General features: G+C 40.5%; 17 protein-coding genes and 1 pseudogene. All 18 read left to right on the top strand.

Annotated elements, in window-relative coordinates; translation table 11 throughout:
• Positions 1–3 precede the first annotated feature (3 nt).
• Complete coding sequence (locus N8O43_RS09185) at positions 4–459, top strand: GNAT family N-acetyltransferase (protein WP_261090154.1); 456 nt, start codon at positions 4–6, stop codon at positions 457–459.
• An 8-nt stretch (positions 460–467) separates the two neighbouring features.
• Positions 468–962 carry a GNAT family N-acetyltransferase gene (locus N8O43_RS09180; protein WP_261090153.1) on the top strand — a complete coding sequence of 165 codons (495 nt, stop codon included), beginning with the start codon at positions 468–470 and terminating at the stop codon, positions 960–962.
• A 79-nt stretch (positions 963–1,041) separates the two neighbouring features.
• A complete protein-coding gene (mltG, locus tag N8O43_RS09175) occupies positions 1,042–2,736 on the top strand; it encodes an endolytic transglycosylase MltG (RefSeq protein WP_261090152.1) in 1,695 nt (564 codons plus the stop codon).
• A gap of 60 nt (positions 2,737–2,796) precedes the next feature.
• On the top strand, positions 2,797–3,279 hold the full coding sequence (greA, locus tag N8O43_RS09170; protein ID WP_000818748.1) for a transcription elongation factor GreA: 483 nt from the start codon (positions 2,797–2,799) through the stop codon (positions 3,277–3,279).
• A gap of 75 nt (positions 3,280–3,354) precedes the next feature.
• On the top strand, positions 3,355–4,719 hold the full coding sequence (locus N8O43_RS09165; protein ID WP_261090151.1) for an amino acid permease: 1,365 nt from the start codon (positions 3,355–3,357) through the stop codon (positions 4,717–4,719).
• Positions 4,720–4,819: 100 nt separating this feature from the next.
• Complete coding sequence (locus tag N8O43_RS09160) at positions 4,820–5,230, top strand: GNAT family N-acetyltransferase (protein WP_261090150.1); 411 nt, start codon at positions 4,820–4,822, stop codon at positions 5,228–5,230.
• A 294-nt stretch (positions 5,231–5,524) separates the two neighbouring features.
• Positions 5,525–5,590, top strand: a pseudogene (locus tag N8O43_RS09725) (DUF6773 family protein); the annotation flags it as partial.
• Between the two features lie 114 nt (positions 5,591–5,704).
• Positions 5,705–7,165 (top strand): nicotinate phosphoribosyltransferase, encoded by a 1,461-nt coding sequence (locus N8O43_RS09155; protein WP_261090149.1) that lies wholly within the window; start codon positions 5,705–5,707, stop codon positions 7,163–7,165.
• The gene (nadE, locus tag N8O43_RS09150) at positions 7,162–7,986 is read left to right on the top strand and encodes an ammonia-dependent NAD(+) synthetase (RefSeq protein WP_261090147.1); all 825 of its coding nucleotides are present in this window, start codon (positions 7,162–7,164) and stop codon (positions 7,984–7,986) included. The genes N8O43_RS09155 and nadE overlap by 4 nt, the downstream gene beginning before the upstream one ends.
• Before the next feature lie 206 nt (positions 7,987–8,192).
• Positions 8,193–8,741, top strand: a complete 549-nt coding sequence (locus N8O43_RS09145) for a GNAT family N-acetyltransferase (RefSeq protein WP_261074239.1) — start codon at positions 8,193–8,195, stop codon at positions 8,739–8,741.
• A 166-nt stretch (positions 8,742–8,907) separates the two neighbouring features.
• Positions 8,908–9,618, top strand: a complete 711-nt coding sequence (gene ccdA2 / locus N8O43_RS09140) for a thiol-disulfide oxidoreductase-associated membrane protein CcdA2 (RefSeq protein WP_261090146.1) — start codon at positions 8,908–8,910, stop codon at positions 9,616–9,618.
• 13 nt (positions 9,619–9,631) lie between these two features.
• Positions 9,632–10,195 carry a redoxin family protein gene (locus N8O43_RS09135; RefSeq protein WP_077805372.1) on the top strand — a complete coding sequence of 188 codons (564 nt, stop codon included), beginning with the start codon at positions 9,632–9,634 and terminating at the stop codon, positions 10,193–10,195.
• 9 nt (positions 10,196–10,204) lie between these two features.
• Positions 10,205–11,317 carry a peptide-methionine (R)-S-oxide reductase MsrB gene (msrB, locus tag N8O43_RS09130; protein ID WP_261090144.1) on the top strand — a complete coding sequence of 371 codons (1,113 nt, stop codon included), beginning with the start codon at positions 10,205–10,207 and terminating at the stop codon, positions 11,315–11,317.
• A 70-nt stretch (positions 11,318–11,387) separates the two neighbouring features.
• Positions 11,388–12,125 carry a response regulator transcription factor gene (locus N8O43_RS09125; RefSeq protein ID WP_261090143.1) on the top strand — a complete coding sequence of 246 codons (738 nt, stop codon included), beginning with the start codon at positions 11,388–11,390 and terminating at the stop codon, positions 12,123–12,125.
• A complete protein-coding gene (locus tag N8O43_RS09120) occupies positions 12,122–13,813 on the top strand; it encodes a cache domain-containing sensor histidine kinase (RefSeq protein WP_261090142.1) in 1,692 nt (563 codons plus the stop codon). Before N8O43_RS09125 ends, N8O43_RS09120 begins: the two co-directional genes overlap by 4 nt.
• A 114-nt stretch (positions 13,814–13,927) precedes the next feature.
• On the top strand, positions 13,928–14,491 hold the full coding sequence (locus tag N8O43_RS09115; protein ID WP_261090141.1) for a TIGR01440 family protein: 564 nt from the start codon (positions 13,928–13,930) through the stop codon (positions 14,489–14,491).
• A 2-nt stretch (positions 14,492–14,493) separates the two neighbouring features.
• Complete coding sequence (locus N8O43_RS09110) at positions 14,494–20,415, top strand: ZmpA/ZmpB/ZmpC family metallo-endopeptidase (RefSeq protein WP_261090140.1); 5,922 nt, start codon at positions 14,494–14,496, stop codon at positions 20,413–20,415.
• Between the two features lie 296 nt (positions 20,416–20,711).
• Positions 20,712–25,696 (top strand): sialic acid-binding adhesin (locus N8O43_RS09105; RefSeq protein WP_261090138.1); only part of this gene is annotated, 4,985 nt, incomplete at its 3' end.

Genomic DNA, 25,696 nt, shown 5'->3' with positions numbered 1-25,696 from the left:
CCCATGGAAATTCCAATTAAGATTATTCAGGCAAGTAAGTCTGATTTGGCTGAGATAGAGACACTTCAGGCCACATCTTTTCCAGCTGAAAAGCACCTTACTTCCCATATTTTAGAAGAAAGTATCCGTAAGTCTGCGGATACCTTTCTTCTAGCTAGGGATGAAAATCAGCTTCTAGGCTATGTTCTAGGTGGTCCTTACCCACACAATCCGAAATGTCTAGAAATACATTCTTTAGTCATCGAGGCTGACCATCAGAGACAGGGATTGGGAATGCTTCTTCTTGCGGCTTTGAAAGATGTGGCAGTTGAGCTGGATTACAAAGCTATTCGTTTGAAGAGTCCGGATGAGTTGCTTTCCTATTTTGAAATGAACGGTTTTATTGATGAAGAAGAGACAGATTCGCTTTATGCAGCTAGTCAAGGTTTTAGTATGATTTGGTTTAATCTCTTTTTTTAGGAGGCAAAATGGAAATTAGGAAAGCAAGATTAGAAGATTTGGATCGTATCGTTGAGATTGAACTAGAAAATTTCTCGATTGAAGAAGCCATTCCTCGCTCTGTTTTTGAGGCGCATTTGCAAGAAATTCAGACCTCGTTTCTGGTTGCAGAAAAAGATGGCAGAATCATGGGGTATATAGAAGGGCCAGTTGGACCATACCGCCATCTGCAAGACCAATCCTTTACAGAAGATATAGAAGATTATAGTCATGAGCCTGGTGGTTATATCTCTGTGACCTGTCTTTCTATTGCCAAGGAGGCACAGGGCCTTGGACTTGGTCAAAAATTACTAACAGCCTTGAAAGAACTGGCTCTTGAACACGAAAGAGAAGGCATTAACCTAACCTGTCATGACTATCTCACCACCTACTACGAAAAACATGGATTTGTCAATGAAGGCCAGTCCCAGTCAACCTTTGCAGGGGAAACCTGGTATGATATGGTCTGGGAAGCTAAAAAATAAGCTAGAAAAGCATGCTAGGTTGCTTTTCTTTCGTTTTTAAGATATAATATTATGGATTGTCAACGAGGAGGATAAACTTTTGAGTGAAAAGCCAAGAGAAGACGAAAAATTAAGCTTTAAAGAGCAGATTTTACGCGATTTAGAAAAAGTAAAACGTTATGAAGGGATTCGCCAAGAGGCCACTGAACTTGCAGAGAAAAAAGAAGCTCTATTTGTCCCTGAAACAAAACTCGCAGATGAAGATGTTATGGTTGCATCCCTATCAGCTGTTGAAAAAATTATGGAGAATGCACCACGTGTTCCAAAACATCCTAGTGAGGATATGCCTGCATCATCGGCAGATGAATCGAGAGTAGAAGCTCCGATTACTCCTCGTCACCCTAGTCAAGATGTTCCAGCTTCACCAGTTGAAGAAAGTCCATCAAGACCGGTTCCGGGACCAGAAACAGTTCGCCCTAAAAAAGCTGAAAAAGATGTGAACACAACTCCAACAAGAGTAGCTGTTTCTTATAAGACTGAAGCACAAAAAGAGACACAAGCAGAAGCGCCAAGACCTGAACCGGTTGTCGAAACGGAAGCTGTTGAAGTGGTTTCTGAAACTCCACGTCGTAGTCATCGTGAGACCGTTAAACCAGTCAAGAAGAAAAAATCACATTTGAAGGCTTTCTTCATTTCTCTACTGATTTTCCTTGCCTTGATTTCAGCAGGTGGTTACTTCGGTTATCAGTATGTTCAATCATCTTTATTACCAGTTGACGCCAATTCTAAGAAGTATGTAACCGTTCAAATCCCGGAAGGAGCCAATGTCCAAGAGATTGGCTCAGCACTTGAAAATTCTGGTGTGATTAAACACGGAGTGATTTTTGCTTTCTATGCCAAATATAAAAATTATTCAGATTTGAAGGCTGGATATTACAATTTGCAAAAGAGCATGAGTACAGAGGATATCATTAAGGAACTCCAGAAAGGTGGTACTCCTGAACCTCAGGAACCTTCACTTGCAGATTTAACGATTCCAGAAGGTTATACAATTGATCAAATCGCCCAAGCTGTAGGCCAACTACAAGGTGAATTTAAAGAAGCTTTGACTGCGGATGCTTTCTTGGCTAAAATTCAAGATGACAACTTTATCAGTCAAGAAGCTGCTAAATATCCAAACCTACTCGAAAGCTTACCGACAAAAGAAAGTGGAGCTCGTTACCGTTTGGAAGGTTATCTTTTCCCAGCAACCTACTCTATCAAGGAAAGCACAACTATTGAAAGCTTGATTGATGAGATGTTGGCAGCTATGGATAAGACCTTGACTCCGCACTATAGTGCAATTAAGTCTAAAAACTTGACAGTCAATGAATTGTTAACCATTGCTTCTCTTGTTGAAAAAGAAGGTGCTAAGACTGAAGATCGTAAGTTGATTGCAGGTGTTTTCTACAATCGCTTGAACCTTGGTATGCCACTTCAAAGCAATATTGCAATCTTGTATGCTCAAGGGAAACTTGGCCAAAATATCAGCCTAGCAGACGATGCTGGAATTGATACATCGATTAATTCACCATACAATGTTTATACAAAACCTGGTTTGATGCCTGGTCCAGTGGATAGTCCAAGTCAGGACGCGATTGAAGCAAGTATCAACCAAACTAAGAGTGAGAACCTCTACTTTGTAGCCAATGTTACAGATGGAAAAGTCTATTACGCGGTTACTCAGGAAGAACATGATCGCAATGTAGCTGAACATGTCAATAGCAAGCTTACTCAAAATAGTAGTTCAAACTAAGACTACAAAAATGAGAATCTCAGATAGAGATTCAATACTATCGAAAGAAAGTTGAGAAAAATGGCAGAAAAAACATATCCTATGACCCTTGCGGAAAAGGAAAAACTTGAAAAAGAATTAGAAGAATTGAAATTGGTCCGCCGACCAGAAGTGGTAGAACGCATTAAGATTGCCCGTTCATACGGTGACCTTTCTGAAAATAGTGAATACGAAGCGGCTAAGGATGAACAAGCCTTTGTTGAAGGACAAATCTCTAGCTTGGAAACAAAAATCCGTTATGCTGAAATCGTCAATAGCGACTCAGTTGCCGATGATGAAGTAGCGATTGGGAAAACAGTCACTATCCAAGAAATTGGTGAGGACGAAGAAGAAGTTTATATTATCGTAGGTTCAGCGGGTGCAGATGCCTTTGCAGGTAAGGTTTCAAATGAAAGCCCAATTGGACAAGCCTTGATTGGTAAGAAAACAGGTGATACAGCAACCATTGAAACACCTGTTGGTAGCTATGATGTAAAAATCTTAAAGGTTGAAAAAACAGCCTAAAAACAGAAAAAAGGAGTGGGGAGGCAGTGCGCTTCACTCACTCCTTTTTCCATTTTAAATTGAATTGGAGACGTTATGAGTTCAAAGAAGAAAAAAAATAAGATGGAGCGTGGTCTGACTAATCGTCACGTGCAGGTTATGGCCATTGCTGGGACAATCGGAACAGGACTCTTTTTGGGAGCAGGTCGTTCTATTAGCCTAACAGGTCCGTCCATTGTACTGATTTATATGATTACAGGGGCCTTCATGTTCCTCATGATGCGTGCGGTTGGGGAAATGCTCTACCAAGACCCTGAGCAACATACCTTTATCAACTTTATCACGCGCCATTTGGGTAAGGGCTGGGGCTATTTCTCAGTTTGGTCTTACTGGCTATCCGTTGTCTTTATCGGTATGGCGGAAATCACAGCTATCTCTCACTATGTTCAGTTTTGGTTCCCTAGCTGGCCAAGTTGGATGATTGAGATTGGATTTTTGACCATTTTAGCCTTGGTCAATCTGATTGCAGTGAAGCTCTTTGGGGAAGTTGAGTTTTGGTTCGCTATGGTCAAGATTGTGGCTATTTTAGCCATGATTGCAACAGGAGTCTTTATGGTCTTGACAGGCTTTAAGACACCACATGGAGTAGCAAGTTTGGCCAATATTTCCGACAATTTCTCCCTCTTCCCAAATGGTGGAGTCAACTTTGTCATGGCCTTCCAGATGGTGTTCTTTGCCTACCTCATGATTGAGTTTATCGGGGTCACAACTTCTGAAACCAAAAATCCACGTCAGGTTTTGCCAAAAGCCGTTAAGGAAATTCCTTTGCGTATCGCCTTTTTCTATGGTGGTGCCCTCTTAGCCATTATGGCTATCATTCCTTGGCGTGAGCTTGCCTCTGCTGATTCACCTTTTGTTACGGTATTTGAGTTAGCAGGTGTCAAGTGGGCAGCAGCCTTGATTAACTTCGTCGTTTTGACCTCAGCAGCATCTGCCCTTAACTCAACCCTTTATTCAACAGGGCGTCATTTGTACCAAATTGCCCATGATTCGCCAAATCCATTCTTAAAAGCGATCAAGGCAGATACCCTTTCTCGCCACAACGTACCACAAAATGCCATCATTGCTTCAGCGGTTTTGATTGCCCTAGCAGCCTTTATCAATATCTTGCCAGGTGTTTCGGATGCCTTTGCCTTGATTACGGCTTCATCATCAGGTGTCTATATCGCTATCTATATCTTGATTATGGTGGCTCACCTTAAATACCGCAAGTCACAGGACTTTATGGCGGATGGCTACCTCATGCCCCATTATCGTTTCTTAAATCCTTTAACCATGCTCTTCTTTGCCTTTGTCTTTGTAACCCTCTTTTTACAAGAGTCTACATTTGTAGGAGCAATCGGATCAGCTATCTGGATTATCGGTTTTGGAATTTACAGCCAGTGGAAATTTAGAAAATAGATTTGAAACTCATCAACTCAGCTTGGTGGGTTTTTTCTAGTTTGACAGTTTATTGAAATAATACTATAATCAAGCTGTAATCGTTTTCGAGGAGGTTTAGATGTACTTTAGATTGGAAAATAAGGAATCTCATAAATCACAAGAAATAGGGAATTTGATTCGTGCTTATAACCGTTCCAAAAGAGAAGAGGCTGAAAGTGAGCCGCTGAATCTTTATGTTGAAGATGAGATGGGCAATCTCATGGCTGGCTTGGTAGCTGAGACTTTCGGAAATTGGCTAGAAATCGAGTATTTGTTTGTGAAAGAGGAATTGCGAGGGCAAGGAATCGGTTCAAAATTATTGCAGCAAGCAGAAACTGAAGCAAAGAATCGAAACTGTCGTTTTGCTTTTGTTAATACTTACCAGTTTCAAGCTCCAGATTTTTATAAAAGGCATGGCTACAAGGAAGTCTTTGCTTTGCAAGACTATCCCTACATTGGGCAAAGATATTATTACCAAAAGAATCTGTAAGGTGAATATGAAGGTATGATACAAAGAGAGACTCACACATAAGTATGGAGGCAGACTGATGGATATAATACTGGATATGGGTAATGTTTAAGGAGATTCTCGATAAGTAGCGGTTAGAATCTATAAATTGTATCTTTCTAGACGATATCGAGGACAATACAATATTAGATGTGAAATCCTACGATACTGTAGATGTTTTGAAAACAATTGAATAAGCAGAAAACTCTCTATTATTTTGTGGTAGAGAGTTTTTGTTAATAAAATTTTACAAAATGACATATATATGTTGCATTGAGCTATGGTGAATGGGCTCAGAAAAAGTTCGAGCAAGACATGGATGAACTGGAGAGTGGAGAATAGCTTGTTACTCTTTTCTCAATCCAGCTAAATGTGATATAATAGTACTAATTTATTGGAATACATGAAAGTTTTTGAAAAATTTCATGTGTTTCTAGTTAAGGAAGTAGGAAAAGTATGTATCCAGATGATAGTTTGACATTGCACACGGACTTGTACCAGATTAATATGATGCAGGTTTACTTTGACCAAGGGATTCACAATAAGAAGGCGGTCTTTGAGGTTTATTTCCGCCAACAGCCTTTTAAGAATGGCTATGCGGTTTTTGCTGGTTTGGAAAGAATTGTGAACTATCTTGAAGACTTGCGTTTTTCAGATAGTGATATTGCCTATTTGGAGTCGCTTGGTTATCATGGGGAATTCTTGGACTATCTTCGCAATTTCAAGTTGGAGTTGACCGTTCGTTCTGCCCAAGAAGGGGATTTGGTTTTTGCTAATGAACCGATTGTGCAGGTGGAAGGCTCTCTAGCCCAATGTCAGTTGGTCGAAACAGCCCTTTTGAACATCGTTAACTACCAGACCTTGGTGGCTACTAAGGCAGCACGTATTCGTTCAGTCATTGAAGATGAACCCTTGATGGAGTTTGGGACACGTCGGGCTCAAGAAATGGATGCGGCTATCTGGGGAACACGCGCAGCGGTGATTGGTGGTGCCAATGGAACTAGCAATGTGCGTGCTGGTAAACTCTTTGATATTCCTGTCTTGGGGACTCATGCCCATGCCTTGGTACAGGTTTATGGTAACGACTATGAGGCTTTTAAGGCTTACGCTGCGACCCACAAAAACTGTGTCTTTCTTGTGGATACCTATGACACCCTTCGCATCGGTGTGCCAGCTGCCATTCAGGTGGCGCGTGAGCTGGGTGACCAGATTAACTTTATGGGTGTGCGGATTGACTCTGGGGATATTGCCTACATTTCTAAGAAAGTCCGTCAGCAACTGGACGAGGCTGGATTTACAGAGGCTAAGATTTATGCTTCTAATGACCTAGATGAAAACACCATCCTCAATCTCAAGATGCAAAAGGCCAAGATTGATGTCTGGGGTGTGGGAACTAAGCTGATTACAGCCTATGACCAGCCAGCTCTTGGGGCAGTTTACAAGATTGTTGCAATCGAAGATGAAAATGGGAACATGCGCAATACGATTAAGCTGTCAAATAATGCTGAAAAAGTGTCTACGCCAGGTAAGAAGCAGGTGTGGCGTATTACCAGTCGTGAAAAAGGCAAGTCAGAAGGCGACTACATTACCTATGATGGTGTGGATGTTGCCAGCATGACAGAAATCAAGATGTTCCATCCGACCTATACATACATCAAGAAGACCGTTCGTAATTTTGATGCCGTGCCTCTCTTGGTGGATATTTTCAAAGATGGGAAATTGATATACAACCTGCCTAGCTTGACTGAGATTCAGGATTATGCTCGTAAGGAATTTGACAAGCTTTGGGATGAATACAAGCGTGTGCTCAATCCGCAGCATTATCCAGTGGATTTGGCGCGTGATGTATGGCAAGACAAGATGGACTTGATTGACAAAATGCGCAAGGACGCCCTCGGTGAAGGAGAAGAAGAATGAGTTTGCAAGAAACGATTATCCAAGAATTGGGCGTAAAACCAGTGATTGATGCCCAAGAAGAAATCCGTCGTTCCATTGATTTCTTAAAAAGATATCTGAAAAAACACCCCTTTCTTAAAACCTTTGTACTAGGGATTTCTGGAGGACAAGACTCAACCTTAGCAGGACGATTGGCTCAACTGGCTATGGAAGAACTGCGAGCAGAAACGGGAGACGACAGCTACAAATTTATCGCTGTCCGCCTGCCTTATGGAGTGCAAGCTGATGAAGCAGACGCTCAAAAGGCCCTAGCCTTTATCCAGCCAGATGTCAGCTTGGTTGTGAATATCAAGGAATCAGCTGATGCCATGACAGCTGCAGTTGAAGCGACAGGTAGTCCTGTTTCAGATTTTAACAAGGGCAATATCAAGGCTCGTAGTCGTATGATTGCTCAGTATGCCCTTGCTGGTGCCCATAGTGGAGCGGTCATTGGAACAGACCACGCCGCGGAAAATATCACAGGTTTCTTTACCAAGTTTGGTGACGGTGGTGCGGATATTCTCCCTCTTTACCGCCTCAATAAACGTCAAGGGAAACAACTCTTGCAGGAACTTGGTGCAGATCCAGCCCTTTATGAAAAAATCCCAACAGCAGACCTAGAAGAAGACAAACCTGGTTTGGCTGACGAGATAGCCCTCGGAGTCACCTATGCAGAGATTGACGACTACCTAGAAGGCAAAACAATCAGCCCAGAATCTCAAGCGACTATCGAAAACTGGTGGCACAAAGGTCAACACAAACGCCACTTACCCATCACCGTATTTGATGACTTTTGGGAGTAAAAAGGTCCGGGGGACCTTTTTAGCTTGAGCCCTGAAATTAAAAAGCAAGAAAAACCCCCACTGGAGGTTTTTACCCTGAGCATGGAAACAAGTAAGCGAGGAAGGTCCAGGGGACCTTTTTCGCTTATTACCTTGAAATTCAAAAGCAAAGTAAATCTAAATTGAGGTTGGGCAGAGAATCATCTATCAGAAAGCGAGGTAGCGTCATGAAATCAATCGGTACGCAAATATTACAGACAGATCGTTTAATCTTGCGAAGATTTTTGGAAAGTGATGCAGAAGCCATGTTTCAGAATTGGGCTTCATCCGCTGAGAATCTAACCTACGTCACTTGGGATCCCCATTCTAATGTCGAAATCACTCGAAATTCGATTCGAAGTTGGGTTGTTTCCTATGCTAATCCCAACTATTACAAATGGGCCATTTGTCTCAAAGAAAACCCGGAGCAGGTGATAGGAGATATCAGCATCGTTGCAATAGATGAGAACGATTCTTCTTGTGAAATTGGCTATGTGTTAGGCAAGAAATACTGGGGTCATGGTATGATGACAGAGGCCTTGAAAGCTGTATTGGACTTTTGTTTTACTCAAGCAGGTTTTCAAGATGTCAGAGCACGATATGCTAGTCTCAATCCAGCTTCAGGTCGTGTCATGGAGAAGGCTGGAATGTCCTATCTAAAGACTATTACCAATGGTGTAGAGAGAAAAGACTATCTTGCGGATCTGATTTATTATCAGATAAGTAGGGAAGACTAGTGAATTTTCTTTTCAGTTTCCATCAAAGTCAGACTGTGTCTGGCTTTTTTTGCAACATTTTTTACATAACCTGATTAAATTCCTATTTTTCCCTATCATTGTCCCTGTTTTTTCTGGAGTTTTGGGTCTATAATAGTCCTATCAAATCAAAGAATGGAGGAAGGCAATGGAGAATATAATCTTTTTTATCAGTGTTTTTCTTGCTGGAATTCTTTCCTTCTTTTCTCCTTGTATCTTACCCTTGTTACCGGTCTATGCAGGGGTCTTGTTGGATGACAAAGATGGTGCTCAGGATTCTAGTGGCAAATTTTCAATCTCACTTGTTAGTTTATTGCGAACTCTGGCCTTTATAGCGGGTATTTCTTTTATCTTTATCTTACTGGGATATGGTGCTGGTTTTTTAGGAGACCTTTTGTATGCCTCTTGGTTTCAGTATGTGACGGGTGCGGTTATCATTCTCTTAGGCTTGCACCAGATGGAAGTCTTACATTTTCAGGGACTCTACAAGGAAAGAAGGATACAATTACAGAGACAGGGGCAAAAGGGTAAGGGCTATAGTCAGGCATTTTTACTGGGGTTGACCTTTAGTTTTGCTTGGACGCCTTGTGTGGGGCCGGTTCTTGGCTCTGTTTTGGCTTTAGCAGCTTCAGGTGGTTCAGGTGCTTGGCAGGGAGCTGGTCTCATGTTAATCTATACGCTGGGTCTAGCGCTACCATTTTTGGTTCTAGCTCTAGCCTCCAGCTATGTTTTGAAACATTTCCGAAAACTTCATCCCTATCTAAGGACCCTCAAAAAAGTGGGTGGTTTCCTCATTATCGTGATGGGAATCTTGGTGCTTTTGGGAAATGCTTCCATTTTGACTACATTATTTGAATAGAGAGGAAAAAGAAATGAAAAAATGGCAAACATGTCTCCTTGGAGTAGGCTCAATCTGTTGCTTGGCAGCCTGTTCGGCTAAAAATATGTCAGACGAATCTACTATGAAGGAGCAAACAAAAACAGAACAAGTTAGTTCGCAAACTGCGACTAAAGGTCAGGCGGTTGCTGATTTTGAACTGACAGGAGTAGATGGCAAGACCTACCGCTTGTCTGATTATAAGGGTAAGAAAGTCTATCTCAAATTCTGGGCTTCTTGGTGTTCCATCTGTCTAGCCAGTCTTCCAGATACCGATGAAATTGCTAAGGATGCTGGTGATGATTATGTTGTCTTGACAGTGGTCTCTCCTGGACACAAGGGGGAACAAGCAGAATCGGACTTTAAGAACTGGTACAAGGGCTTGGATTATAAAAATTTCCCAGTTCTAATTGACCCATCAGGTAAACTTTTAGAAAGTTATGGCGTTCGTTCTTACCCAACTCAAGCCTTTATAGACAAGGAAGGTAAGCTAGTCAAAACTCAACCTGGTTTTATGGATAAGGATATGATTTTAAAAACATTAAAAGAAATGGGGTAGCGAAAGGTCATGAATGATAAAGTAAAATTGTTTGTCTTGGCAGGAATCTTTTTCCTAGCCATAACCGGTTTCTATTTTCTATTGATGCGAAATGCAGGACGGACAGATAGCTCTCAAATTGAGAAAGCGGCAGTTAGCCAAGGAGGAAAAACAGTGAAAAAAACAGAAGTTAGTAAAGATGCAGACTTACACGAAATTTATCTGGCTGGAGGTTGTTTCTGGGGAGTGGAGGAATACTTCTCACGCGTTCCCGGAGTGACAGATGCCGTTTCAGGCTATGCAAATGGTAGAGGGGAAACAACCAAGTACGAATTGATCAACCAAACAGGGCATGCAGAAACAGTCCATGTCACCTATGATGCTAATCAAATTTCCCTCAAGGAAATCCTGCTTCATTATTTCCGTATTATCAATCCAACCAGCAAAAATAAACAAGGAAATGATGTGGGGACACAGTACCGTACTGGTGTTTATTACACAGATGACAAAGATTTAGAGGTGATTAACCAAGTCTTTGATGAGGTGGCTAAGAAATACGATCAACCTTTGGCAGTTGAAAAGGAGGCCTTGAAGAATTTTGTAGTGGCAGAAGATTACCACCAAGACTATCTCAAGAAAAATCCAAATGGCTACTGCCATATCAATGTCAATCAGGCAGCCTATCCCGTCATTGATGCCAGCAAATATCCCAAACCAAGTGATGAGGAATTGAAAAAGACTTTGTCACCTGAGGAGTATGCAGTTACCCAGAAAAATCAAACAGAACGGGCTTTTTCAAACCGCTACTGGGATAAATTTGAATCTGGTATCTATGTGGATGTGGCAACTGGTGAACCTCTCTTTTCATCAAAGGACAAGTTTGAGTCTGGTTGCGGATGGCCTAGTTTCACCCAACCAATCAGTCCAGATGTTGCTACTTACAAAGAAGATAAGTCTTACAATATGACACGCATGGAAGTGCGGAGCCGAGTTGGAGATTCTCACCTTGGCCATGTTTTTACGGACGGCCCACAGGACAAGGGTGGCTTGCGCTACTGTATTAATAGTCTCTCTATCCGCTTTATTCCCAAAGATCAAATGGAAGAAAAAGGCTACGCTTATTTACTAGATTATGTCGATTAAGAAGGCTTTCCTAAGCAGTTAGAGGAGAATTTTGCTATACTGATACTAGTAAGTGACAAAGGAGAGAAGCATGACCTATACAATCTTAATCGTAGAAGATGAATATCTGGTAAGACAAGGCTTGACCAAACTGGTCAATGTAGCAGCCTACGATATGGAAATCATCGGTCAGGCTGAAAATGGAAGACAGGCTTGGGACTTGGTCCAAAAACAGGTGCCAGATATTATTTTAACCGATATCAATATGCCTCAGCTGAATGGCATCCAGTTGGCCAGTCTGGTACGAGAAACCTATCCTCAGGTGCATTTGGTCTTTTTAACAGGCTATGATGATTTTGATTATGCTTTGTCTGCTGTCAAACTCGGTGTGGATGACTACCTGCTTAAGCCCTTTTCTCGTCAGGATATTGAGGAAATGTTGGGGAAAATCAAGCAAAAGTTGGACAAGGAAGAAAAGGAAGAGCAGTTACAAGATTTATTGACCGATAAGTTTGAAGGAAATATGGCCCAGAAGATCCAGTCTCATCTGGCTGATAGCCAGTTTAGTTTAAAGTCTTTAGCCAGTGACTTGGGCTTTAGTCCGACTTATCTGAGTTCTTTGATTAAGAAAGAGTTGGGCCTGCCTTTTCAGGATTATCTGGTGAGAGAACGTGTCAAACAAGCTAAGCTCTTGCTTTTAACTACAGATCTGAAGATTTATGAGATAGCCGAAAAGGTTGGCTTTGAAGATATGAACTATTTTACCCAACGTTTTAAACAGATTGCAGGTGTGACACCTCGTCAGTTTAAGAAGGGGGAAGGTCGATGAAGCGTTCTTCTCTCCTAGTCAGAATGGTTATTTCTATCTTTCTGGTCTTTCTCATTCTCCTAGCTCTGGTCGGGACTTTCTACTATCAATCGAGTTCTTCAGCCATTGAGGCTACCATTGAAGGCAATAGCCAAACGACTATCAGTCAGACTAGCCACTTTATCCAGTCTTATATCAAAAAATTAGAAACCACCTCGACTAGTTTGACCCAGCAGGCAGATGTTTTATCCTATGCTGAGAATCCCAGTCAAGACAAGATCAAGGGAATTCGAGATCTGTTTTTTACCATCTTAAAGTCAGACCAGGATTTGAAAACTGTTGTGCTGGTAACCAAGTCTGGTCAGCTCATTTCTACAGATGACACTGTGCAGATGAAAACTTCCTCAGATATGATGAATGAAGATTGGTACCAAAAGGCCATTCATCAGGGAGCTAAACCAGTTTTAACTCCAGCTCGTAAATCAGATAGTCAGTGGGTCATTTCTGTCACTCAAGAACTTCTTGATGCAAAGGGAGCCAATCTGGGCGTGCTTCGTTTGGATATTTCATATGAAACGCTGGAAGCCTATCTCAATCAACTTCAGTTAGGTCAGCAGGGCTTTGCCTTTATCATCAATGAAAACCATGAATTTGTTTATCATCCTCAACATACAGTTTATAGTTCGTCTATCGAAATGGAGGCCATGAAACCCTATATTAAGACAGGGCAGGGTTACACTCCAGACCACCAATCCTATGTCAGTCAAGAAAAGATTGCTGGAACTGATTGGACGGTGCTTGGCGTGTCTTCGTTGGAGAAGTTAGACCAGGTTCGGAGTCAACTCATGTGGACCTTGCTTGGAGCCAGTTTCACATCTCTTCTTGCCTGTCTCTGCTTGGTGTGGCTTAGTCTTAAACGCTGGATTGCTCCTCTGAATGACTTGAGAGAAATCATGCTGGAGATTGCTTCTGGTAATCAGAATCTTCGTTCCAAGGAAGCGGGTGCTTATGAATTGAGAGAGGTGACTCGCCAGTTCAATGCCATGTTGGATCAGATTGATCAGTTGATGGTAGCTATTCGAAGGCAGGAAGAAACAACCCGTCAGTATGAACTTCAAGCCTTGTCGAGCCAGATTAATCCGCATTTTCTCTATAACACCTTGGACACTATTATCTGGATGGCTGAATTTCAGGATAGTCAGCGTGTGGTGCAGGTGACCAAGTCTTTGGCTACCTACTTCCGCTTAGCGCTCAATCAGGGTAAAGATTTGATTTGCCTGTCTGACGAAATCAATCATGTCCGCCAGTATCTCTTTATCCAGAAACAACGCTATGGAGATAATCTGGAATATGAGATTGATGAAAATCCTGCCTTTGATCATCTAGTCTTGCCCAAGTTGGTGTTACAACCCTTGGTAGAGAATGCCCTTTACCATGGTATCAAGGAGAAGGAAGGTCAGGGACATATTAGAGTTTCTGTCCAGAAACAGGAGACAGGACTAGTCATCCGCATTGAGGATGATGGGGTTGGTTTCCAAGATGCTAGCGATAGTAGTCAAAGTCAACTCAAACGTGGGGGAGTTGGTCTTCAAAACGTTGACCAACGGCTCAAACTTCATTTTGGAGAAGATTACCAAATGAAGATTGATTCTATTCCCTCAAAAGGGACGACAGTTGAAATATACATAAATAGAATAGAAACTAGCTAACTCCCACTCAATTCTGGGAGTTTTATGCGTAATTGGGCAAGCATTCTAGGTTGTCTATCTTGCTAAAACGTAGAAAAAACGATATGATAGATAGTGACAAAAGAGGTATCAAGTATGAAGGAAAAAGACATTCAAAGAGAAACAAGCCAGATTGTAAAAGATGTATTAGAAAAGGCCAATTTGAAGCAAGGATCTATCTTTGTTTTGGGCCTTTCTTCTAGTGAAGTGATAGGTGGTCAGATTGGAAAGGAATCCAGCCAAGAAATTGGGGAAATCATTGTGAAGACCATCCTAGATATCCTAGAAGAAAATGGAATTCATCTAGCTGTTCAAGGTTGTGAACATGTCAATCGGGCCCTCGTTATTGAACGTCAGGTGGCAGAGCAGTTTGGCCTGGAAATCGTCAGTGTCCTTCCAAATCTCCATGCAGGAGGTTCAGGTCAGTTGGCAGCCTTCAAGTTTATGCAAGATCCAGTTGAGGTTGAATTTATCAAGGCTCATGCTGGATTGGATATCGGAGACACTGCAATTGGCATGCATGTTAAGCATGTTCAGGTTCCGATTCGCCCTCTTTTGAGAGAGATTGGGCATGCTCATGTAACGGCTTTAGCAAGCCGTCCCAAATTAATCGGAGGTGCGCGTGCGCATTACCCGCAAGATTCTATTAGAAAGTCGTGAGAATGAGAAAAACAAAACAACAACTAGAAAAAATCACCAAATATTCGATTCGTAAGCTAACTGTTGGGGTAGGTCCTGTAGCCATCGGGGCCTTCCTTTTTGGTGCTAGTACTTTTTCAGTAGATAAGGTGCAAGCCAATGAAGTTGGTGGAGCTCATAGCGTTCATTACCGTTATTTGGCGGAGCAGGAATTGACTGAGTCTGAAAAAGCCCTGATTCACCATGAGGTTCCTACAGAATTTCAAGATGATGATATTCTTTATGTAGTTTATCGCAAGAAGGTAACTACCAGTCAACAACTTCCATACACGGGAAGTAAGGAGCTAGCCCTAGCAGGTCTTGGAATGGCAACGGCTTCTCTAGCAGTCTTTTTGGTGTCTAAAAAAGGTCGTAGAGAAGTTCTAGGTGTTCTCTTGATTGGTTCTTTAGGAGCCAGCACCTTTGTACCTTACGGGACATTTGCATTTGAAAATAAAGAATTGCTTTCTTATAACCAAACTATTTCGGCCTCTACACATGAAGGATTGGCTGAAGGGATTATTCACATCGAAGGCTATGAATACTTTGGATACTTTAAGGAAGCAGAACTCCATCCATCAACACCGGATTCAGCTGAGAAGCCTCAGTTGCCAGTCGAAAAGCAAAGTGCAAATGAAATCGAGAAAACAGAAGTAGTTCAAGAAAGACCTGCTGTTGCTTCAGAAACTGTCGTCGAAAAACCTGCTATCACTACCGAACCTGTTGTTGAAAAACCTGTGGCACAAACTCCGGTTGCTCCTGCTGTTGAAGAAAAACCAGTTTCTGAAAAGCCTCAGACCAGACTGGAAGTGAGCTTGGTGGAGATTCCGTTTGAAACAGTCACAAATCCAGATGCGAATCTAGCAGAAGGACAGACTCGTATCGTCACAGCTGGAGTAAATGGTCAGCGTCGCCTTGTAACTAAAGTATTGATGGTCAACGGTCAAGAAGTTAGAGAAGTCATCGAAGACCAAGTAGTCCAAAATCCTGTGTCGCAAGTTATTGCAGTCGGAACTAAGAAAGAGGTGCAACCTGCCCCAACTCCAGCACCACAAGCCGAACCAACTCACCAAGTAGCTAAAGGTACGCAAGAAGAAGGTAAGGTAGGCCAAGCATTAACACAACCCGAATTACCAGAGGCTCCAGTTGAAACGAAGGGGACCCAAGAAGAAGGCAAAGCAGGTCAAGCTCTAACACAACCAGAACTTCCAGAGGCTCCAATCGAAGCAAAAGGTACCCAAGAGGAAGGCAAAGAAGGCCAAGCCTTAACACAACCAACCTTACCAGAAGCTCCAATCGAAGTAAAAGGTACCCAAGAGGAAGGTAAAGCAGGTCAAGCCCTTGTACAAGAACAGTTACCTGAGTACAAAGTAACTGAGGGAACCCTTGTTGAAACATCGACTACAGACCTAGACTACAAAACTGAAACGACTGAGGATACAACTAAGTATACGGACGAAGAAACTGTCGTAAGAAATGGTGAAAAAGGAAGTCAAGTTACAAAAACAACCTATAAAACGGTAGAAGGTGTCAAAACTGACCAAGTTCTTTCAACTAGCACAGAAGTTACCAAGGAGCCTGTAAACCAACAGGTAAGTCGTGGTACAAAACCAATTGAAGGAACTCTTGTAGAAGAAAGTCTTGAAAAGATTCCATTTAAGGAAGTTGTTAAAGAAGATGACCAACTGAAAAAAGGCTTAGAAGTTGTAGCTCAAGAAGGAAAAGAAGGCCAGAAAAAAATCACCAAGACCTTTAATACCATTAAGGGAGTTAAAACAGAAGACGCTCCAAAAGTTACAGAGGAAATCATTGAGGCACCTCAAGATAAAATTTTGAAACGTGGTACCAAGAGCTTTGAAAAACCAGTATTGACCATCACAGCAGTTGAACCTAAGGATTTGAAGCGTACTTCAGATGTTAAATACAGTCTAGAAAATCCAAGTAAGGTGGCCATTAAATCTATCACACTAACTCTGAAAAAAGGTGATGAGATTGTGAAAACCTGGAATGTTTCACCAGACGACTTGACAACGACCCTGACAGATTTGCAGTACTACAAGGATTATAAACTTGAAACGAAGATGGTTTATGACCGTGGTGAGGGTGATGAGGAAGAAGTTCTAAAAGAAGAACCGCTAAGAATTGACCTCAAAAAAGTTGAAATCAAAAACATCAAAGAAACAAGCTTGATGAGTGTGGACGCTGATGGTAACGAAACAGATACTAGTTTGCTGACAGAAAAACCAGCTGATCTTGCTCCACTTTACCTACGAGTTACAACTCACGACAACAAAGTTACAAGACTGGCCGTTGATAAGATTGAAGAAGTAGAAAAAGACGGAAAAACCTTATACAAAGTCACTGCCAAAGCACCTGATTTGATTCAACGGAATTCTGACAACACACTAAGCGAAGAGTATGTACATTACTTTGAAAAACAATTACCAAAGATTGGAAATGTCTATTACAACTTTAAAGAACTCATTGAGGATATGCAAAAAGACCCAACTGGTGAGTTTAAACTTGGTGCAGATTTGAATGCTGCCAATGTTCCAACACCAAGTAAACAGTATGTAACAGGAACGTTTAAAGGTAAGTTGTCTAGTGATGGGGATAACCGCTTTACAATTCATAACCTAGCGCGTCCACTATTCAACCGAGTTGAAAACGCTCATATTCATGACTTCAATCTAGGTAATGTCGATATCAACATGCCTTGGGCTAATAAGACAGCACCGCTTGGTGAGATGTTTAAAAAGTCAACGATTGAAAACATTAAAGTAACAGGTAATGTTGTAGGTAACAATGATGTTACTGGTATGGTCAATAAACTGGATGAATCCAATATGCGTAATGTAGCCTTTATTGGTAACATTACAAGTGTAGGTAATGCAGGATGGTGGTCTGGTGGCCTTGTTAGCGAAAGCTGGAGAAGTAACACAGACACCTCTTACATTGATGCATATATTAAAGGGAATAAAGCTAAGGTCGGTGGCCTTGTTGCTAAATTGAATCACGGTGATAACCCAATGGACGTTAGTGCATGGGGACGTCTGAAGAATTCAGTGGCAAAAGGTACGATTGATGTGAAAGAACCTCTTGAAACAGGTGGTCTGCTTCATTCTAACTGGTCGTGGGGGCTTGCTGAAAATAACGTTACCATGATGAAAGTGAAGAATGGTGGTGAGATTCTTTACGGTTCTCGTGATGCAGAGGATGATGATTACTTTGGTGCAAACTGGGTTCGAAATAATAATGTATTCGTTAATGGTGTAAGTGAAGGTAAACAATCATATTCTCGCTCTAGTCGTTGGAAAGGTGTTTCCCAAGAAGAAGCTGATGCCAGAATTGCTAAAATGGGAATTACTGCACATGAATATACAATAACTGAACATTTTGTAGATAAGTTAAACCATAAGGCAGCAAAAGCAGATACTTACAAATCTACTCAAGATTATGACGTATCTCGTGAACTTGCTTACCGTAATATTGAAAAACTTCAACCATTCTACAATAAAGAGTGGATTATAAACCAAGGTAACAAGATTCCTGCAGATTCTAAATTACTAAATACGGAAGTTTTATCTGTTACAGGTATGAAAGATGGACAATTTGTGACTGATTTATCAGATGCTGACCATATTATGATTCATTACGCTGATAAGACGAAAGAAATTAAGGCTATTACACAAAAAGAATCTAAGGTTCAACAAGTTCGTGAATATAGTATTGAAGGATTAGGTGATGTTGTCTATACACCAAACATGGTTGTTAAAGATCGTGCAAATTTGATTAATGATATCAAAGCTAAATTAGCTTCTGTTGAACTTGATTCAGATGAAGTTCGTAAGATTAATAACAATCCTAAGATGTTATACATGGAAGAAAGCTTCAAAGAAGTAAAAGATAATCTTGATGCTTTAGTTAAAGCTTTAGTTGAAAATGAAGACCATCAATTAAATACGGACGAAGCAGCTAAACGTGCATTGATTAAAAAAGTTGAAGATAACAAAGCTAAAATCATGTTAGCTCTGGCTTACTTAAATCAATACTATGGAATTAAATTTGACGGATTAAATATCAAAAATATGATGACCTTCAAACCGGATTTCTACGGTAAGAACGTTAGCGTACTTGATAGATTAATCAGCTTCGCATCAAATGGTAATAACCTAAAAGGTGATCAATCACACGATGCATTTAACAGAGCTCTTGCAAGTGCTACTGGTAAAGCTAACTTACACGAATTCCTGAAGTACAACATGGAATTATTCACTAGTGAAACAGATATGAATACTTGGTTCAAGAATAACATTGCAGACAATGCTTATGTTGTTGAGAAACAATCATCAAATCCTGATTTTGCGAATAAGAAACATAAATTGTATGAAGTAATTAATAATGGACATCACGGACGTTATATTTTACCACTTTTGAATTTGAAGAAAGCGCATATGATCTTAATTACAACCTATAATACCATTGCCTTTAGTTCATTTGAGAAATACGGTAAGAACACAGCAGAAGAACGTAAAGCGTTCAAAAAGCAAGTTGATTTACGTGCGCAAGAACAAATCAATTATTTAGACTTCTGGTCAAGACTTGCTGCAGATAATGTACGAAATAATCTTCTTAAGAGTGAAAATATGGTACCATCTGCCATTTGGGATAATCATGATGTACCAGGTCTTGGTTGGGTTGACCGTATGGGACATACGAAGAAAGGTGATTTTGCTCCAATTCGTGAATTCTATGGTCCGACTGATAAGTGGCACGGATACAATGGAATGGGTGCATACGCTTATATCTTCCAAAATCCACAACCACAAGAGGCTGTATATTATATCATCTCTAGTATGATTAGTGATTTTGGTACATCTGCATTCACTCACGAAACAACTCATATCAATGACCGTATGGCCTACTTAGGAACATGGCGTCACCGTGAAGGAACAGACGTTGAAGCCTTTGCTCAAGGTATGTTACAATCACCATCAGTCTCAAATCCAAATGGTGAATATGGTGCCTTAGGATTAAACATGGCTTATGAACGTCAAAATGATGGTAATCAATGGTATAACTATAATCCTAATATGCTAGATAGTCGTCAGAAGATTGATCATTACATGAAGAACTATAATGAATCAATGATGATGCTTGATTACTTAGAAGCTGATGCGGTCATTAAGAAAAATGAAGGAACCAATGATAAGTGGTTCAAGAAAATGGATCGAGAATGGCGTTCGAATGCTGATCGTAACAGTCTAAAAGGTGAACCACATCAATGGGATAAACTTCGTGATTTAAATGATGAAGAGAAAAACATGAAGTTGACAACGATTGATCAATTGGTAAACAATAACTTTGTTACCAAGCATGGAATGCCTGGTAATGGACGTTATCGTTCAGAAGGTTTCGACACTGCTTATCAAACCGTTAATATGATGGCAGGTATCTATGGTGGTAACACAAGTAGAAGTACTGTAGGTTCTATTTCATTTAAACATAATACATTCCGTATGTGGGGTTACTTTGGTTATCTCGATGGTTTCTTAGGATACGCTTCTAATAAATATAAAGATGCTGCTAAGAAAGAAAACAATGGTTATGTTGGAGATGATTTCATCATTAAGAAAGTTTCAAATGGAAGATTCCAAAACTTAGAAGAATGGAAATCTGCTTGGTACCATGAAGTATATGAGAAAGCTCAAAAAGGTTTTGTTGAAATTGAAATTAATGGTGAGAAAATTTCAACTTATGCAAGACTTCAAGAATTATTTGATGAAGCAGTTGAGAAAGATCTTAAAGGGAATGGATTTGGAAATACAGTTGGTCTGAAAGAGAAAGTTTATAAACAACTCTTACAAAAATCTAATGGATTTACTGGAGATTTGTTTACTAAATAGTAGATAAGACTAATAGAATAATAAAAAGGTAGATCAGTTTTATCTGAATCTGCCTTTTTTATGTTTTTAAAGTCTTTGGTTGTTAAATTACAAGCATAATTATTGAAAAAATGAATCTAAATTAGTTTTCTAAAAAGTAACTGAAGTGGGAAGTAATTCCTTATTTTATGGATAGTGAGATCGTTCAAACAACTTGCAAAAATAGCTTAAAAATTATAAAATTAATGGTATAGTGTTTTATAAATATATATAAAAATCAATATAATATAATGCTGAGAAAGAAAGAGTTATTATAAATGAAGAACAAGATTACTGTTAAGTCCCTTGAGAATCAGAAAAAAGAAAAGATCGTGCGTTTCTCCATTCGTAAATATAGTTTTGGTGCAGCGAGTGTAGCGGTTGCTGCCTTTTTAATGTTTTTAGGAAATGGGGCAGTTTCTGCGGATCAATTGAAAGTAACTGAAGAGACTTCTAGTAAAATAGAGTTGGCTCGAGAAGGTGGGGATAAGGCTGAAAACCAGAGTGAGTCAAAAATCAGTAAACCAGAATTATATAAAAATCAACTTGCAAATTATGTTGGTGAAATTGAAGGTAAGATTTCGAGTGGAGCCTACACCAATAAGACTGAGGAAAGTGTAGCGAGTCTAGCTGCTGAGTTAGCTAGTGCAAAAGCGACATTAGCGAGCGCGAGCACGCAAGAAGAGTTGACGAACGCCTATCAAAAACTAGTAACTGCTGTTAACTCAAAACTAAGAAATAAGCCGGTTGAGAAAAAAGAAATTGTCTCAACAGATACTACTGAGGGTAAAGAAACAGTTGGTATCGAAGCTGAGAATACTGAGAAAGCATCAGAATCAAATGCGATTGAAAATACAGGAGCGAATGATTCCCGTAATGGAAGTAAGATTGAAGCAGATACTACATTCCGTGCAGCTGTCAATCAAGATCCAAAGGTAGATTTCACGTTCTCGATTCCAGCTGAGAAGAAAATCTATATCTATAATGAAGAGCATTTCTCATTAGAAATTCCAGTATATTCCGAAACAGGAAAGATTCGCTATGCAACTATTAAGAAAGGATCACGACAAAGATTTCCTAATGTTGCAGGTACGGATAATGACTTGGATGTTGAATTTGGATTCACAGCTAGGGTAATAAACCGAGCGGAAACAGCAGGAGTAACATCGGATGCGAGTCAAGCAAATCCTGCAAAAATCGTCATTACGGGTCGTCCAAATGATGTGCTGAAAAAACACAGAGATTATACAAAACAAGAAACCCAAACATTAAACATTGGTACTCGTTATGTTCAGGTAGTTGATGACCAAGGTAGAGAAAATCTTAAAAAAGGGGATAGTATTACAGATCCAGGGTATTTCTACTTAGTATTAAAAGCTCAATCTAAAAAATACGCCCTAAGATCTCAACCTACAGATGAAAAAATTTCTGTAAGTAGTTTAACAAATCCAACGGCAGAAGACTTGCAAAAAATCAAAGATAGTATTCAACTAGAATATTCAACAACGAACGAAGATGCAAGATTTGCTGATAAACGTGGAACTTTGGTAGAACATCCTGAGGATGTTATCCAATCGGTTAATATAGTAGGGAATAACATTGTTGTTACATTTACAGACGGCTCTACGAAGACGAAACCAGTAGGAGAGATAGTTAGAAAAAATACTCCTCCGACTGTTAATCTTCCATATTCAAACGAAGCGAACAGAAATATTTATATCTATTCTGGAGAAGAGACAGATCTGACATTCACTGCAACGGATGAATCTAAGATTAAAGATCTAAAACTTCGTGGTCCTGGTGACGTTAACTACAATAACGCAACTAGTTATGGTTTAGCAGTTGGGAAAGTGACAGACAGTGCTCTATCAAGTGGAGAAGGTTCTGTTTCTGAAGATAAGAAAACCGCAACGATTAAAATGACTGGAACTACTAACCTTACAGCTGACCAAAAATGGACGAGTGTAATCGTTGCTAAAGATGATAATAATGGAGAAAGTGCACCTTTTGATGGAAGAATCAATGCTACTACAAATCCAGCAGAACGCCAAAAAATTGAAGGTTATGTAGAATTTGTTGTAAAAAATCAAACATCAAAATATGATATTAAAGCTCCAGAAGGAACCGTTAGTGTCGTAGACCCTGCGAATGTAACTGCTGAAGAGTTCGAAAAAATTAAGGAAAAAGTAAAAATCGAATACTCTCAAACTAACGATGATGTAAATCTTACAAGTAAGAGAGGACAAGCTGTCGATAATCAAGCAACAAGAATTTCTACGATTACAAAAGATGCTAGTGGAAACCTTGTTGTGACGTATAAAGATGGTTCAACTGATACAAAACTTTTATCAGAGTTCACAAGTTTAAATAAACAACCTGCAATTGATGCAGTTAACAAAGCTGCTGAAGATAAGATTGCAGAGATTAATGCGAATACAAATGCTACTGCAGAAGAAAAAGCCACTGCAATCGAAAAAGTTAATGCTGATAAGACGAAAGCTTTAACAGCAATTAATGATAACTCGGTAACGACAAAAGCAGCATTAGATAATGCGAAAACATCAGGAACAACGGCGATTAGCAATGACAATCCTGTATCCACTAAGAAAGATACGGCAAAAGCAGCTATCGATACAGCTTTAAGAGAGAAAGAAGTAGCAATTGATGCGAACAATGCCTTAACGATAGAAGAGAAGAATGCAGCAAAAGCAGCTGCACTAGCAAAAGCAACTGCAGCAAAAACAGCAATCGATAATGCAACAACTAATGCAGCTGTAGATCAAGCTAAAACAGATGGTACAACAAGTGTAAATTCAGTGACGCCAACAGCGGTAGCAAAACCTGCTGCTAAGAAAGCAATTGAAGATGCGCTGAATGCGAAAGTAGCACAACTTGATGCAAGAAATGATTTAACAACTGAAGAAAAAGAAGCGGCAAAAGCAGCTGCACTAGCAAAAGCAACTGCAGCAAAAACAGCAATTGATAGTGCAACAACAAACGCAACTGTAGATAGTGCTAAAACATCGGGGGTTGCTGATGTGGAAAGTGTTAATCCGCAAGCAAGTCAAAAGAAAACTGATGCAAAAAATGCTGTAGATGAAGCTTTAAAAGCAAAAGAAGCAGCAATCGATGCGAATAACGACTTAACAGACGAAGAGAAAACTGCAGCGAAAGCTGACGCGAAAGCAAAAGCAGACGCAGCGAAAACAGCCATCGACAACGCAACAACAAACGATGCAGTAACTCAAGCTAAAAATGATGGAGCAATAAGTGTAGACTCAGTAACTCCAACGCCAGTAGCTAAGCCAGCTGCTAAGCAAGCAATAGATGACGCACTTAAAGCTAAGAAAGATGCGATTGACGCGAACAACGACTTAACAGCAGAAGAAAAAGTAAAAGCTAAGGAAGATGCGAAAGCCAAAGCAGATGCAGCGAAACAAGCAATCGATAACGCAACAACAAATGACGCGGTAACGCAAGCTAAAAACGATGGAGCAACAAGTGTAGATTCGGTGAATCCAACAGCGCAAGCAAAACCAGCAGCTAAAAAAGCAATAGATGACGCACTTAAAGCTAAGAACGATGCGATTGATGCAAACAATGACTTAACAGCAGAAGAAAAAGTAAAAGCTAAGGAAGATGCGAAAGCTAAAGCAGACGTAGCCAAACAAGCCATCGATAATGCAACAACAAATGACGCAGTAACGCAAGCTAATGCTAACGGAACAACAGAAGTAAATAATGTAAATCCAACAGCGCAAGCAAAACCAGCAGCTAAGAAGGCAATTGACGATGTGCTTAAAGCTAAGAATGACGCAATCGATGCGAATAACGACTTAACAGCTGAAGAAAAAGCAAAAGCTAAGGAAGACGCGAAAGCAAAAGCAGACGTAGCGAAGCAAGCTATCGATAACGCAACAACAAATGATGCAGTAACTCAAGCTAAAAACGATGGAGCAACAAAGGTAGATTCAGTAAATCCAGTAGCAGTTAAGAAACCAGAAGCTAAGAAAGCAATAGACGATGCGCTTAAAGCTAAGAACGATGCGATTGATGCGAACAACGACTTAACAGCTGAAGAAAAAGCAAAAGCTAAGGAAGATGCAAAAGCGAAAGCAGACGCAGCGAAACAAGCAATCGACAACGCAAAAACAAACGCAGGTGTAGACCAAGCTAAGACAGATGGAACAACATCAGTAGACTCAGTAACTCCAACACCAGCAGCTAAACCGACTGCAAAACAAGCAATCGATGATACGCTTAAAGCTAAGAACGAAGCGATCGATGCGAACAACGACTTAACAGACGAAGAGAAAACTGCAGCGAAAGCTGACGCGAAAGCGAAAGCAGACGCAGCGAAACAAGCAATCGACAACGCAACAACAAACGATGCAGTAACTCAAGCTAAAAACGATGGAGCAACAAGTGTAGACTCAGTAACTCCAACAGCGCAAGCAAAACCAGCTGCTAAAAAAGCAGTGGAAGATGCGCTTAAAGCAAAAGAAGCAGAAATCGATGCGAACAACGACTTAACAGCTGAAGAAAAAACAGCAGCGAAAGCTGATGCGAAGGCAAAAGCCGACGCAGCGAAACAAGCAATCGATAATGCAACAACAAATGACGCAGTAACGCAAGCTAAAAATGATGGAGCAACATCAGTAGACTCGGTAAATCCAACAGCGCAAGCAAAACCAGCATCTAAAAAAGCAATAGATGACGCACTTAAAGCTAAGAACGATGCGATTGACGCAAACAATGACTTAACAGCAGAAGAAAAAGTAAAAGCTAAGGAAGATGCGAAAGCCAAAGCAGATGCAGCGAAACAAGCCATCGATAATGCAACAACAAATGACGCGGTAACGCAAGCTAAAAACGATGGAGCAACAAGTGTAGATTCAGTGAATCCAACGCCAGAAGCGAAACCAGTGGCTAAAAAAGCGATTGATGACGCTCTGAAAGCTAAAAACGATGCGATCAATGCTCGTACAGATTTAACAGACGAAGAAAAAACAGCAGCGAAAGCTGACGTGAAAGCAAAAGCAGACGCAGCAAAACAAGCAATCGACAATGCGAAAACAAATGCAGGAGTGGAACAAGCTAAAAATGACGGAGCGACAAGTGTAGCTTCAGTGACTCCAACGCCAGTAGCTAAGCCAGCGGCTAAAAAAGCAATAGACGATGCGCTTAAAGCTAAGGAAGCAGAAATCGATGCGAACAACGACTTAACAGCTGAAGAGAAAGCAAAAGCTAAGGAAGATGCAAA

This window comes from Streptococcus mitis (genome assembly GCF_946190335.1).
Lineage (GTDB): Bacteria > Bacillota > Bacilli > Lactobacillales > Streptococcaceae > Streptococcus > Streptococcus mitis_CH.
This window is presented reverse-complemented; position numbering and strand designations above follow the sequence as displayed.